General features: G+C 72.1%; 7 protein-coding genes. All 7 read left to right on the forward strand.

What is annotated here, in order from left to right; translation table 11 throughout:
- Positions 1-1,578, forward strand: a 1,578-nt coding sequence (locus AAG801_RS32925) for a filamentous hemagglutinin family protein (RefSeq protein ID WP_341892194.1), incomplete at its 5' end; no start/stop codon positions are given.
- A gap of 96 nt (positions 1,579-1,674) precedes the next feature.
- Entirely contained in the window at positions 1,675-2,145 is a 471-nt protein-coding gene (locus tag AAG801_RS32930; protein WP_341892195.1) for a YbaB/EbfC family DNA-binding protein, read from the forward strand.
- Between the two features lie 16 nt (positions 2,146-2,161).
- The gene (locus AAG801_RS32935; protein WP_341892196.1) at positions 2,162-3,496 is read left to right on the forward strand and encodes a trypsin-like peptidase domain-containing protein; all 1,335 of its coding nucleotides are present in this window, start codon (positions 2,162-2,164) and stop codon (positions 3,494-3,496) included.
- Between the two features lie 160 nt (positions 3,497-3,656).
- Complete coding sequence (locus AAG801_RS32940; RefSeq protein ID WP_341892197.1) at positions 3,657-4,301, forward strand: TonB C-terminal domain-containing protein; 645 nt, start codon at positions 3,657-3,659, stop codon at positions 4,299-4,301.
- Between the two features lie 9 nt (positions 4,302-4,310).
- Entirely contained in the window at positions 4,311-4,865 is a 555-nt protein-coding gene (locus AAG801_RS32945; protein ID WP_341892198.1) for an RNA polymerase sigma factor, read from the forward strand.
- A gap of 73 nt (positions 4,866-4,938) precedes the next feature.
- Positions 4,939-5,904: a FecR domain-containing protein gene (locus tag AAG801_RS32950; protein ID WP_341892199.1), complete on the forward strand. Its 966-nt coding sequence runs from the start codon at positions 4,939-4,941 to the stop codon at positions 5,902-5,904.
- 139 nt (positions 5,905-6,043) lie between these two features.
- Positions 6,044-14,807: filamentous hemagglutinin N-terminal domain-containing protein (locus AAG801_RS32955; RefSeq protein ID WP_341892200.1), on the forward strand; the 8,764-nt coding region annotated here is incomplete at its 3' end.

Below are 14,807 nucleotides of genomic sequence, written 5' to 3' on the forward strand. Positions count from 1 at the left end.
GTGGATTCCAGCGGCCAACCCGTGCCCGAGACCTGGTACCGCTCGGCCGCACCGGCGCGCATCCGCGCCGGACGCGACATCGTCGGCACCGAGGCGCTCATCGTGAACAACGACCCGCGCGATGTGTCGCTGATCGAGGCCGGACGCGACATCCTGTATGCGAACGTGCAGGTCGCGGGTCCCGGCGCGCTGGAGGTTTCGGCCGGCCGCCACATCACGCAGGACGACCGTGCCAGCGTGGTGAGCCGCGGCGCACTGGCCGAGGGCGACACGCGCCCCGGCGCGAGCATCGCGATGATGGCCGGCATGGGCCCGATGGGCGTGGGCGGGCCGGATTTCTCGGCCATTGCCGATCGCTACCTCGACCCGGCGAAGCGCGCCGAGTCGGGCCCCGGCCAGTCGCTGGCCAGCCAGCCGGGCCGCGTGGTGAAAACGTATGACACCGAACTGGCCGCATGGCTCAAGGAGCGCTACGGCTTCGTCGCCACCAGCGCCGACGTGAAGGACCCGGGCAGCGCGCTCGCGTACTTCAAGGCGCTGGCGCCCGAACAGCAGCGCGTGTTCCTGCGCGGTGTGTACTTCGCCGAACTGCGTGCGGGTGGCCGCGAGTACAACGACGTGGACGGCCCGCGCTACGGCAGCTACCTGCGCGGTCGCGGCATGATCGCCACGCTGTTCCCCGACCTCGACGCGGCGGGCCAGGAAGTGGTGCGCACCGGCGACATCATCCTGTACGGCCCCTCGGGCGTGCACACCGACTTCGGCGGCGACATCCAGATGCTCGCGCCGGGCGGGCAGATCGTGGTGGGCGTGCAGGGCGCGGTGCCGCCGGGCAGCGCGGGCGTCATCACGCAGGGCATGGGCCACATCCAGCTGTTCAGCGAAGGCAGCCTGCTCTTGGGCCTGTCGCGCGTGATGACCACCTTCGGCGGCGACGTGCTGGCCTGGTCGGAGCAGGGCGACATCAACGCCGGCCGCGGCTCCAAGACCACGCTGGTCTACACGCCGCCCAAGCGCGTGTACGACAACATCGGCAACGTGAAGCTGTCGTCGCAGGTGCCCAGCTCGGGCGCCGGCCTGGCCACGCTGGCGCCCATCGCCGAAGTGCCGGCAGGCGACATGGACCTGATCGCGCCGCTGGGCACCATCGACGCGGGCGAAGCGGGCATCCGCGTGTCGGGCAGCGTGAACCTCGCGGCCCTGCAGGTGGTGAACGCGGCCAACATCCAGGTCAAGGGCGAGTCGGCCGGCCTGCCGGTGGTGGCGTCGGTGAACGTGGGCGCGCTGACCAATGCCAGCGCCGCGGCCTCGCAGGCCACGGCAGCGGCACAGGACGTGATGCAGCGCGAACGCGCGGCGGCACGCCAGAGTCTGCCCTCGGTGTTCTCGGTGCGCGTGCTGGGCTTCGGCAACGAGCCTGCCGACGGTGCGGCGGCGCCATCCGATGCGGGCCGCGCCACGGCACGCCCGGTGGGCTACGACGAGACCAGCCCGGTGCAGGTGCTGGGCCGCGGGCCGCTGGGCGATGCGCAGAAGACGAAGCTCACGGCGCAGGAGCGGCGCTTGTTGGGGCAGTGAGCGGGCAGAGGTCGTGCATGAAATTTTTGTGACAAACGGCAGTCGCGGGCGCGCCATTTCGTCTTGGATTGATAGCTCTCACGACGTTGCATATCCATGACTTCTTCTTCCGACACGACCCGCGGCTGGCGCCGCCTGCGACTGGCGCTCGGCTGGCTCGGCCTCGGGCTGTCGGCCGCCGTCGCGCCGCTTGCGGCATCGGCGCAGACACAGCCGCAGCCGCAGGTGCCGCAGCACTGGATCAGCTACGCCAACCTCGCAAGCAACCAGCTGCAGTCGTCGCTCAGCGACCCGGCCAGCGAGACCGTGGTGCGGCTGCACACGTGGATGCAGGACCGCATGCTGAAAGAGGGCCAGCCCGTGCCGCCCGCGCCGGTGGTGGTGCGCGTGTGGGTCGCGGGCAGCGGCAAGGTCGAGCGCGTGGCCTTCGATTCGCTGGGCGATGCGCAGGCCGACACCGACCTGCGCGCGCTGCTCACCGCGCAGCCGCTGGCCGAGCCGCCGCCGCGCGACATGCGCCAGCCGATGGTGCTGCAACTCACGCTGAGCTTTGTCGCGCGCACCTGACCGATCGCGCCGCCGCTTGATCTGCGCGGCGCTGCTGGGCCTTGCGGCCGTCGCGCCGCTGCACGCCGCCATGCCGTGGCCGGTGCCGGGGCTCGCGGCGCTGGTCAAGGCCTACGGGCCGGCCGTGGTCCACATCGGCGTGGAACGGCCGTCGGTGCCGGCGCGCCGCTACAGCGACCGCTGGCTGCTGCGCGCACCGCCGGCCGAGGCCGACGAAAGCAGCCTGGGCAGCGGCTTCCTCGTGAGCGCCGACGGGCTCATATTGACCAACGCGCACGTGGTCGCGCATGGCACGCAGATCCGCGTGAAGCTGCCCGACCGGCGCGAGTTCCAGGCGCGGCTGATCGGCCTCGATGCGCTGGCCGACGTGGCGCTGCTGAAGATCGACGCGACGGGTTTGCCCACGGTGCGCATCGGCGATCCGGCGGACGTGGAGCCCGGCGACGGCGTGGCGGCCATCGGCTCGCCCTACGGCTTCGGCAACTCGGTGACGGCCGGCATCGTCAGCGCCAAGGGGCGGCTGCTGCCGGGGGCCGAGTCGATGCAGTTCCTGCAGACCGACGTGCCGATCAACCCCGGCAACTCGGGCGGGCCGCTGTTCAACCTGCGCGGCGAGGTGATCGGCATCAACTCGCGCATCTACAGCCGCAGCGGCGGCTACCAGGGGCTGTCGTTCGCCATTCCCATCGACGCCGCCATGCGCATCAAGGACCAGCTGCTGGCCACCGGCACCGTCACGCGCGGGCGCATCGGCGTGGCCGTGCAGGAGGTGGGGCAGGCGCTGGCCGACACCTTTCGCCTGCCGCGCCCGGCCGGCGCGCTGGTGACCGACGTGGAGCCGCGCGGTGCGGCGGCGCGCGGCGGGCTGAAGACCGGCGACGTGATCCTGTCGGTGCAGGGCCGCGAGGTGGTGCAGGCGGCCGACGCGCTCGGCTTCATCGCCGAGCAGGTGCCGGGGCAGCGCGCGCGCCTCATGGTGTGGCGCGACCGCGCCGAGCACGTGGTCGAGGTGAAAGTGGAGGGCTACGACACGCCGCGCCTGCAGGGTGATGTTGCTGCTTCGATGCCCTCACGTCTGGGCTTCGCGGTGCGCCCGCTGGCGCCGGCCGAGCGGCAGTTTCTGCGCGTGGAGGGCGGGCTGCTGGTGCAGCGCGTGAACGTGGCGGCATCGCGCGCGGGCGTGCAGCCGGGCGACGTGATCCTGGCGCTCAATGGCCAGCCGATCGACAGCGCCGAGGCATTGGCGCAGGCATTCGATGGGGCCGACGGCACGGCGGCGTTGCTGGTGCAGCGCGCGGGCGCGCGGATCTTCGTGCCGATCTGCGCGCGGGCCGGGTCGCCGAAGTGCTGAGCGCAAACCTGCCGCGTCATCCGAACGTCATGCTGCGAACCTAGCATCCGCTTCGACATGCCCCCGGGCCGTGGCTTTCGCCGGGCGTATCGAACTCATGCGGCATGCACCTCTTTCCTTTCCTCTTGTCTCCTTCGCCTGCCTCGCGCTGGTCGCCTGCATGACCGCCCGCGCGCAGTCCGACCTGGCACCGCGTCGACCGCACGACGCGCGCATCGCCTTCGACATCACGGCCCAGCCGCTGGCCGCGGCGCTGGAGCAGTACGGCCGTGCGACCGGGCTGCCCGTGTTCTTCGATGCCGAGCGCGTGGCCGGACGCCGTGCCGCGCCCGTGCACGGCCTGTTCGATGCGCAGGCCGCACTCGATGCATTGCTCGCGGGCACGGGCCTGGTCGCCGACGACGCCGGCGTGGGGGCCACGACCGCCTTCGTGCTCCGGCTCGCACCGACAACGTCCGCGCCGGCACGGCCTGCCGACGCGGTGCAGGCCGCGCCCGCCACCGTTGACCGCGCTTACGACGGGCTGGTCCAGACCCGCATCTGGGAAGCCTTGTGCGCGCACCCGCGCTCGGCGCCGGGCGGCTACCGGGCCGCGACGCGTTTCGTCATCGATGGCACGGGCCGCATCGCCCATGCCTTCCTGCTGCACACCAGCGGCGACCGTGTGCGCGACGACGCCATCCTCGACACCCTGCGGCAGTTGCGCATCGATCGCGCGCCGCCGCCGGACATGGCGCAGCCGCTCACGATGCTGATCCTGCCGCGCTCGCAGACGCCCGGGCTCGAATGCCCGGTGCGGCACTGACGCATCGCCATGCCCGAGAACGCGCTGCCCGCATTGCGCGACTTTCTGGTCGCGCGCTACGACGAGCTCAAGCAGCGGCTCGCGCGGCGGCTGGGCAACGCCGACCGCGCCAGCGACGCGCTGCAGGACACCTGGCTGCGCCTGGAAAGCCGCGACGACATCGACGGCGTGCACGACCCCGCCGCCTACCTGCTGCGCGTGGCGGTCAACCTGGCCTACGACCAGATCGCAAAGCAGGGGCGGCTCGCCACGTCCGACGAGATCGAGGCGCTGCTCGACGAAACGCCTGACCCCGCGCCGGGCCCTGCGCAGATCGTGCAAGACCGCGCGGAGCTGGCTGCGCTGCGCGCGCTCATCGAGCGCCTGCCGCCACGGCGCCGGCAGGTGCTGGTGATGGTGCGCTGGCAGCACCTGCCGCAGCGCGAGGTGGCGGCGCGGCTCGGCATCTCGCTGCGCACGGTGGAGAAAGAACTCAAGGAGGCGCATGACCACATCGCCGCCCGCATGGGCCGCGTGGACCGCGTGGATCGCGCTCACGAAGCGAGGGAGCCGCATGACAAATAAATTGCGGTTCACCGCGTCGAGAGCCGTCTCATGGGTATGCGAAATCTTTCAACGCGCACGGGTTGACGCCCCGATGACCCCGCCCGATGCACACGCACAAGCCTTGCGCGAAGCGCAGGCCTGGCTGCGCCGGCTGTCGTCCGGCGCGGCGACGCAGCACGACGTCGAAGGCTTTCGCCGCTGGCGCGACGGCGACCCGCTGCGCCAGCCCGCGCTCGCGCAGGCCCGACGCCTGTGGCAGGCGCTCGATCCGGCCATCGGCGGCATGCCGGCCGAAGTTCAACGACCTCCCGTGGTGCCGGCGCGGCCCGTGGCGGCGCGTCGCGCGTTCCTCGGTGCGGCGGTGGGCGCGGCCGGCGCTGCGGGCGTGGCGGTGGTCTCTCCGCCGCTGGGCCTGTGGCCGTCGCTCGGCGAGTGGAACGCCGACTACCGCACGGCCACCGGCGAGCAGCGCGCGGTGCAGGTGGCCGAAGGCGTCGACCTGACGCTCAACACGCAGACCAGCGTGCAGCGCCGCAGCGTCGAGGGCCGCGTCGTCGGCATCGATCTGATCGCGGGCGAGGCGGCGGTCGATCTGGTGGCCGGGCCGCAGCCCTTCGGCGTCGTGGCGGGCGCGGCCCGCAGCGAGGCGCAGGCCGGTCGCTTCGAGGTGCGCTACCTCGCGGGCCGGGGCTGCGTGACCTGCCTCGAAGGGCGCGTGCGCGTCACGCATGCGAGGGGCACGCGCGAGCTGCAGGCCGGCGAGCAGGTGCTGTACGACGCAGGCTCGCTCGGGCCGGTGGCGGGCGTGGCCACCCGGGAGCCTTCGGCCTGGCGCAGCGGCGTGCTGGTGTTCCGCCAGACGCCGCTGGCGCATGTGATCGACGAGATCAACCGCTACCGGCCGGGCCGCGTGGTGCTGCTGGCGCAGCGCCTGGCCGGGCGTGAAGTCAGCGGGCGTTTCGCCATCGCCTCGCTCGACACGGTGCTGGTGCAGATCCAGCGCTCGTACGACCTCGATGCGCGCGCGCTGCCGGGCGGCGTGCTGCTCCTTAGCTGATGAATGTGACAGCCTGATTGGCCCTCGCGTGCGCTCAGGATTGGTCCAGAAAGTTAGCGGTTTTGTTTGCGTTCCCCGGTCTGTCCCGTAAGGGGCACGGATTCCGTGCCTGTGCATTTCATTCTTTACGGGTCGTCAGATGAACACACACGAGGGACACCGCAGCCGCCGCCAGGGCGCTGCCGTGCATGCGAGGAGCTTCCGGATTTCGCCGCTGGCACAGGCCATGGCGCTGGCACTGGCCGCCGGTGCGGCCACCGCGCCGGCCCACGCGCAGCGCGCCTTCAGCCCGACCTGGTTCAACGCCAAGGGCGCGGCGCAGGCCACCGCCACGGCCACCGGCCTGATGCCCAACGGGTCGCCGGCAGCGCAGTTCACGAGCCCGCTCGCGCAGCAGCAGCGCGCCAGCGAGCAGCTGCGGCAATCGATCGGCAACCTGAACCTGGCGGCGCGCGGCATCGCGGCGCAGCAGGCCGCACAGGAGGCCGCGCGGCGCGCCGCGCAGAACGATCCCTCGGTGCCCGATGGCCTGGCCGACGGCGGCCTGAAGGTCGACACGAATTCGCTGACGGCCGGCTGGTCGAATGCGCGCGCCCTGACCGGTGAGTCGCAGAAGCAGGTCGACGGCCGCACGGTCGTCACCGTCGAGCAGACGGCCGACAAGGCCATCCTGAACTGGGAGACCTTCAACGTCGGCAAGAACACCACCGTGGCTTTCGCGCAGCAGAAAGACTGGGCGGTGCTCAACAAAGTGAACGACCCGCAGGCGCGGCCGAGCCAGATCCAGGGGCGGATCAAGGCCGACGGCACGGTGATGGTCGCGAACCGCAACGGCATCGTGTTCAGCGGCAGCAGCCAAGTCGACACGCGCAACCTCGTGGCCGCGGCGGCGCAGATCGACGACGCGCAGTTCCAGGCCCACGGCGTGTACGCCAACGGCAACACGCCCAACTTCAAGAACGCGCAGGGCCGCGTCGAGGTGCAGGCCGGCGCAAGGCTTTCCACGCCCGCGCCGGGCTCGGCCACGCAGGGCGGCGGCTATGTGCTGCTGCTGGGCAGCGAGGTGCACAACGCCGGCGAGATCGCCACGCCGGGCGGGCAGGCGATGCTGGCGGCGGGCGACAGCTTCACGATCCGCAAGGGCGTGGGCACCGACGGCAACCTGGGCTCGACCACGCGCGGCAACGAAGTCGCGGTGACGCTGGCCGCGGACAGCAAGGCCGGCCTTGTCCGCAACTCGGGCCTGATCCAGGCGCCCACCGGCGACGTCACGCTGGCGGGGCGCGAGGTGGTGCAAGGCGGCGTCATCCTCTCCAGCACGTCGGTCAACGCACGGGGCACGGTGCACCTGAACGCGACCGGTGCCACAGGCAAGGTCACGCTCGGCGAAGGCAGCACCACGGCCATCGTGCTCGACACCAGCGGCGCGACCGCGCTCGACAGCCAGCGCACCGGGCTCATGGCACCGGCGGTGCAGGTGGGCACGGGCAACATCGTGCTGGCGGGCAACGACCGCCGCGACCTGTCGCGCGTCGACATCGCCAGCGGCGGCACGGTCGAGTTCCAGGCCGACTCGCTCACGCTGGCCACGGGCGGCCAGGTGGTGGTCGACGCCAAGCAGCGCAGCCTCGTGCGCGAGCGCGCGCGCATCGACGTGTCGGGCGCGGTGGGCGTGAAGCTCGCGATGGAATCCAACAACATCAAGATCAACGTGCAGGGCAACGAGCAGCGCGATGCGCCGCTCAACCGCGACAGCAAGAACCTCAACAACAACGACCTGTGGATCGACCGGCGCTCGCTGGTCTTCGTGCCCGACGGCACCGGCGGCTACCAGGGCGAACGCTGGTACACCGGCGGCGGCCTGCTCGAGGTGGGCGGCTACCTCGGCACGCAGGCGCACGGCATGGGCGAGTGGATGGCGCAGGGCGGCGTGGTGGGCTTCAGCGGCGGTGAGCTGGTCACGCAGCGCGGCGCGAGCATCAACATTTCGGGTGGCACGCTCGACGTGCTCACGGGCAAGCTCAACCAGAGCTGGCTCAAGGGCGCCGACGGGCGGCTGTACGAAGTGTCGAAGGCGCCGGGCGACCTGCGCTACACGGGCGTCTACAAGGGCTTCGAGGACGAACATGCGCGCTGGGGCAAGAACACCACGGGCTTCTTCTACAACCCGCTGATCGGCCCGCAGACGCGGCTGGAAAGCGGCTACACCGTGGGCCGCGATGCCGGTCTGCTCGTCGTCGGCACCCAGGCCGCGGTGCTCGAAGGCGAGATCGTCGGCGAGACCTTCCAGGGCGCCCGGCAGACACAGGCGCGCCAGGCCGGGCTCGACGGCTACCAGCAGTCGACCGGCGCGGTGGCGCAGCGCGGGCAGTTCGTCGTGGGCCGCTACGACGCCTACTACGACAAGGCGACCGGTGCGATCCACCGGCGGCTCGACAGCGCCGGCATCAAGAACGTCGTGCTGGGCGACACGGCCGACATTGCGGCCGGTCTCGACCTCGCGACGGCGTTGCCGGCCGAACGCCGTGACACGCTGGTGCTCGACGCGGCGCAGCTCAGCGGCTTCCGCCTGGGCGCGGTGCGCCTCGCGGCCACCGACAGCATCGCGGTCGACACGGCACTGCAGGCGGGCGACGGCGGAAATATCACGCTGTACAGCCCGGGCGTGAAGGTCAACGCCGACCTCGTCGCGCGCGGCGGCAGCATCCAGCTGGGCAACGTGCTCGAACAGGTCAGCCTCAACTACCTGAAGGACACGAGCACGCTCACCGCGCCCGCCGGCGGCACGACCTCGGTGGTGCTCGCAAACGGCGCGACGCTCGACACCCGCGGCCTGTGGACCCACCTGCTGACGAACCCCGCCGATGCGGGCGGCGTGGCGTATCGCAACGGCGGCAGCGTGTCGGTGCGCAGCACCGGCGACGTGGTGCTGGGCACCGGCAGCGTCATCGACGTGTCGTCCGGCGCGGCGCTGTTGGCCAAGGCCAAGCAGCAGGGTGGCAAGGGCGGCAGCGTCACGCTCGAGGCGGACGGCTTCAACGCCGGCAGCGGCCATGTCGCGCTCGACGGCGCGGTGCTGCGCGGCCACGGCGTGGACGGCGGCGGCACGCTGACCGTGCAGACCATGCGCGTCGCCATCGGCGACACCTCGGGCATGTCGCAGGCCGACACGCTGATGCTCGACGCGGGCTTCTTCGACAAGGGCTTCAGCCGCTATGCGCTCATCGGCAACCACGGCCTTGTCGTGGCCGACGGTGCGCAGGTCGATGTGACGATGCCGGTGTACCGCTTCGGCGCCAACGCGCAGAACATCGTCACCGGCAGCCGCCCGGCCGACGCGCTCGAGGTGTGGACGCCGCCGCTCTACCAGGAAGACGCCACCAAGGCGGTGCTCACGCAGCGCAAGGGCGCGAGCCTGTCGCTGCAGGCCGGCACGACGACCACGCTCGCCCAGGAACTGCCGACGGTGCAGGCCGTGGTGGGCAAGGGCGCAACGATCCATGTCGATCCGGGCCAGGCCATCGAGGTACGCAGCGCCGGCCAGCTCACGGTGGACGGCACGCTGCGCGCGAACAGCGGGCGCATCGTGCTGAAGACGGTGGACATCACCGACCTCGAGGCCGACATTGCCAATGCAAAGGCCCATGCCCGCTCGATCTGGATCGGCGGGCAGGCGGTGCTCGATGCGTCGGCGCACGCGGCCACCGCCACCGACACCACCGGCAAGCGCTACGGCCTGGTGCGCGACGGCGGCAGCATCGTGGTCGGCGGAGAAATCGATGCGCTGGCAAGCAAGGCCACCGCGTCGCAGAACTTCGTCGTCGTGCGCCCTGGCGCGCTGCTCGATGCCTCGGGCACGCATGCGGTGCTCGACGTGAACGGCCTCGGCGCCACCGACGTCGCCAGCAACGGCGGCAGCATCTCGCTCGCGTCGTACAACGGGCTGCATCTGGACGGCAGCTTGCGCGCCGTCGCAGGCGGCGAGCGCGCGGCCGGCGGCACGCTGGCCGTGGTGCTCGGCACGCCGGGCCTGCGCCTGCACCTGGACCCGCTGCAGCAGGCGGAAGACCGCGTGCGCCGTCACCGCGTGCTGGTGCTGGGCGTGGAGCAAGGCGCACCGCTCGCACCCGACACCCTGCAGGCCGGCGTCGACGACGGCGCTCTCGCATACGGCCAGGCCCGGCTGGGCACCGACACGGTCCGGCGCGGCGGCTTCGACACCCTCTCGCTGTTTGCCGGCTCCACGCTCGCCTTCGAAGACGGCGTCGACCTGCGCATGCGGCAGAGCCTGCAGATCTATGCCGGCGGCCTCGCGCTCGGCACCGACGCACCCGACGACGCGCACGTGGCGCTGTCGGCCGCGCATGTGCGGCTGGCCGGCGCGATGCCGTCGTTCACGCGCGAAGTCTTGAGGGCACCCGGCGCCGAAGGCGGTGTGGTGCGCGTGCCCTCTGGCACCCGCCTCGATGTGGCCGGTGACCTGATCGACATCCGCGACGGCATGGGCTTCGGCGTCAACGGCAAGGTCCCGGTGCTCGACAGCGCGAGCGAAGCGCCCACGGTCGACCTGGCCGCCTTCGGCCACGTCACGCTGGCCAGCAGCGGCGACCTGCGCTTTCTGCAAGGCCGGCAAGACGTCGGCATTTCCACGAGCCTCGTCGTGCCCGGCAGCCTGACCCTGCGCGCCGCGCAGATCTATCCGGCCACGGGCGTGGTGGCGCTCGTGTCCGCGGGCCTGGCGCCGGATGGCACCTACCGGCCCGACACGGCGCTGCGCATCGAGGGCACGGGCGCGACGCCGGACGTGCCGTACGCGGCCTTCGGCAACCTGTCGCTGCGCGCCGGCGTCATCGAGCAGGGCGGCGTGGTGCGGGTGCCGCTCGGGCAACTGACGCTCGGCGATGCGCTCACCACGCAGGTCAAGCTGCTGCCCGGCAGCCTCACGTCCGTGAGCGGCGAGGGGCTGAACATGCCCTATGGCGGCACGGTCGACGGCCTCAACTACCTGTACGACGGCAAGCAGGTCAAGCTCACCGGCGTGGGCGCGGGCGACCTCTACAAACGCAACCAGACGATCGGCCTCACGTTCATGGGGGCCAGCGTGCAGGGCCAGGAAGGCGCCACGCTCGACCTGTCGGGTGGCGGCAACCTCACGGGCGCGGGCTTCGTGAGCGGACGCGGCGGCTCGACCGACGCGCGCTTCAGCCCGCTGATGCAGGTCGGCACGCACGGCGGCTTCACGCTGCCAGGGCTCGCGACGAACCCCGTGTATGCCATCGTGCCCGGCGTGCAGCCGGCGGTGGCGCCCACGGGTGCGGAGAAGGGCGCGGTCGATCCGCTCGTGGGCCAGCACATCACCATCGGCGCCGGCGTGCCGGGCCTGCCCGCGGGCACCTACACGCTGATGCCCTCGACTTATGCGCTGCAGCGGGGCGCCTTCCGCGTGGAGTTGAACGGCGCGGGCGGCCTGGGTGCGCCCACGGGCACGCTGGCGATGCGTAACGGCTCGTGGCTCACGGCCGCGCAACTGGGCGTGGGCCGCACCGGCATCGGCGACACGCTGTTCCGCCAGGCCATCGTGACCTCGGGCGAGGTGCTGCGCAGCTACTCGCAATACAACGAGATGGGCTACGCCGACTTCGTGCGCGCCGATGCGCTGCGCGTGGGCGTGCCGCGCGCCATGCTGCCGGCGGACGCACGCAACCTGCACCTGAATCTCTCACCCGGTGCGGGCGCCGACGCCTTCCGCTTCGACGGCACGGCGCGCTTCCGGGTGGGCGCGGGCGGGCGGGGCGGGTCCGTGGCGGCCACGACCAGCGATGAGCAGTTCGGCCTGGAGATCGTCGCGGCCGGCGCGCCGGCGACGGCGGGCTTCCAGGGCGTCACGCTCGACGCCGGCGCCCTCAGCGGCATGGGCGCGGCGCGCCTGGTCATCGGCGGGTTGCAGGGTGCTGACTATGGGCAGAGCGGCAACGTCATCCAGACCGGCGACGGCGGGGGCAGCGTGGTGCTGCGCCAGGGGGCGGTGCTGTCCGCGCCCGAAGTGTTCCTGGCCGCGGTGGCGGTGACCGAAGGCTCGCCGCTCGGCGTGGTCGTCGAGCAGGGCGCGCGCATCCACACGCTCGGCCGCGGCAAGGCCGCGTATGACGCCGACGACGGCTTCGTCTATGCCGCGAACGGCCAGATGCTGATGGTCTCCAACGGCCGGGTGAGCACGCTGCCGGTGCCGCAGACCCAGGCCGAGTCGGACAACCGCAGCCTGCAGATCGGCGTGTGTGCCAGCGCGTCGTGCAGCGGGCAGACCGAGCTGTATTCCGAAGGCACCATCGCCATGGTGACGCCCGACCGCTTCGAGATGAACGAGGCGGTGCGCTACGGCACACGCCACCTCGCGCTGGCGGTGCGCGGCATCAACGTGGGCGACAGCGCCGCGCTGGCCGCCGCCGAGGCCGGCCACACGCTGCCGCCGGGGCTGGCCATGAGCCAGGCCCTGCTCGACCGCCTGCTGCGCGGCGACCGGCAGTACGGCGCGCCCGCGCTCGAAACGCTGGAGTTGAGCGCCAGCGGCGGCGTCAACTTCTTCGGCACCGCAGCGCTGGACACCATCGACCCCGCCACCGGCAAGGCGACGATGGCGCAGCTGGTGCTGGCCACGCCCGCCATCTACGGCCAGGGCGACGCGGGCGACGTGGCGACCATTCGCACGGGCCGCCTGGTGTGGCAGGGCGCGACCACGGCGCCTTCGGCCGTGGTGCGCGGTGGCGCGGGCACCGGCAGCGGCACGCTGAACATCGAGGCCGAGCACATCGAGTTCGGCTACGGCCCGAACAGCCAGCCGAGCGGCATGGACGATGCCGGCCGCCTGGTGCTGGGCTTTGCCGACGTGAACCTGAAGGCCAGCGAGCGCCTGAGCGCCAACCACAAGGGCAGCCTCTCGGTCTACCAGTCGCAGGGCGCGTACGAAGCCGGCAAGGGCTACGCGTACAGCGGCGGCAACCTGAACATCGTGGCGCCGCTGTTGACGGGCGAGGCGGGTTCGGTGAACCGCATCACGGCGAGCGGCACGCTGCGCGTGGCCACACCCACCGGCGCGCCGGCGGCTGCCACCGGCGATGCGGCACTGGGCGCCGAGCTGAGCCTGCGCGGACGCGACGTGACGCTCGACACCACCGTGGCGCTGCCCAGCGGCAAGCTCACGCTGAGCGCCGAACGCGACCTCACGCTGACCGACCGCGCAGTGCTCGACCTGTCGGGCCGCCAGGTGGTGTTCAACGACGTGAGCAGGTACAGCGCCGGCGGCGACGTGGTGCTCGAAAGTCTGCACGGCAACCTGCGGCAGGCGGCGGGCTCGGTGATCGACATATCGGCGCAGAACAACCGCGCGGGCACGCTGAAGGCGATGGCGCTCGACGATGCAGCCGGAGCGGGGGGCACAGTCGACCTGCAGGGCCGCATCCTCGGCGCGAGCAGCGGCCACTACGACGCGGGCGGCACGCGCGTGCCGTTCCTGGCGGGCAGCGTGGAAGTGCGCGCGCGGCAGCTCGGCGATGCCGAGTTCGCGGCGCTCAATCAGCGGCTGAACGACGGCGGCGTGTTCGGCGCGCGCAGCTTCCAGTTGCGCCAGGGCGACCTTTCCATCGGCGACGGCCTGAAGGCCGGCGAGGTGAACGTGTCGCTCGACAACGGCAGCCTCACCGTCACCGGCACCATCGACGCGAGCGGCGAGCGCGTGGGCCGCATCAGCCTGGCGGCAAAGCACAACCTCACGCTGGCCGGCAGCGCGGTGCTCGACGCGCACGGCCGCACGCTGCGCGTGGACAGCCACGGCCAGATCATCGATTCGCCCAACCGCGCGATGGTGGCGCTCACGTCGAACGACGGGCAGCTCACGCTCGCCTCGGGTGCGCGCATCGACCTGCGCCACGGCACCGACGCCAAGGTGGGCGGCGAACCGGGCCAGAACGACGGCCGGGCGCGCGGCACGCTGGAGCTCAACGCAGGCCGCACCGGCGAGACGGTCGGCGACATCCGCATCGACGCCAGCGGCACCCTCGCCATCGACGGCGCGCGCTCCATCGCGGTGAACGGCATGTGGCGCTACGACGATGCCCGCTTCGGCACCGACGCCGCAGCCACCGGCCGGCCCTATCAGGTCATCGACCAGGCGTACCTCGACGCCAAGCACCTGCAGAGCACGGCCTTCATCGACCACGCGCTGGCCAACGGCGCGTTGATGAACGGCAAGCTCGCGGGCCTGAACAACGCGCGCTATGCCGATGCCTTCCACTTGCGCCCCGGCGTGGAGATCGTCAGCAAGACAGCCGACGGCGACCTGGTGGTGCAGGGCGACCTCGACCTGTCGGGCCACCGCTATGCGAGCGCCAACCCGCACACGCGCAAGACCGGCGTGTACGGCTCGGGCGAAGTGGGCGCGCTGGCCTTGCGCGCGGGCGGCAACCTCGACATCTTCGGCAGCATCAACGACGGCTTCGCGCCGCCGCCTGCCACGCAGGACGACGGCGGCTGGCTGCTGCTGCCAGGCGTCAACCTGCTGCGCGGCGACACCGTGCTGCCGCGCGGCGGCGTGGTGCTGGCCGACGGCACGACCTTCGAAGGCGGCGCCGGCACGCTCAACTACGACCTGCCGCTCAAGTCGACGCTCTTCGTGGCCGGGCAAGTGATGCCGGTGGCCAGCGTGCTGGCCCAGGCACTCGAACTGAAGGTGGGCACGGTGCTGAGTGCCGACGTGCGCAACGCCTCGGGCGCGCTGCTGTTCGCGGCGGGCAGCATCGTCAGCGGCGCCGACGTGACGCTGCCGGTGGGCACGCGCCTGGGGGCCGGCATGCGCCTGCCGTCGGCGGCCACGCTGTCGGGCGTGGTGTGGCCCAAGGGCGTGCCGCTGC

This window comes from Variovorax sp. YR752, assembly GCF_943372545.1.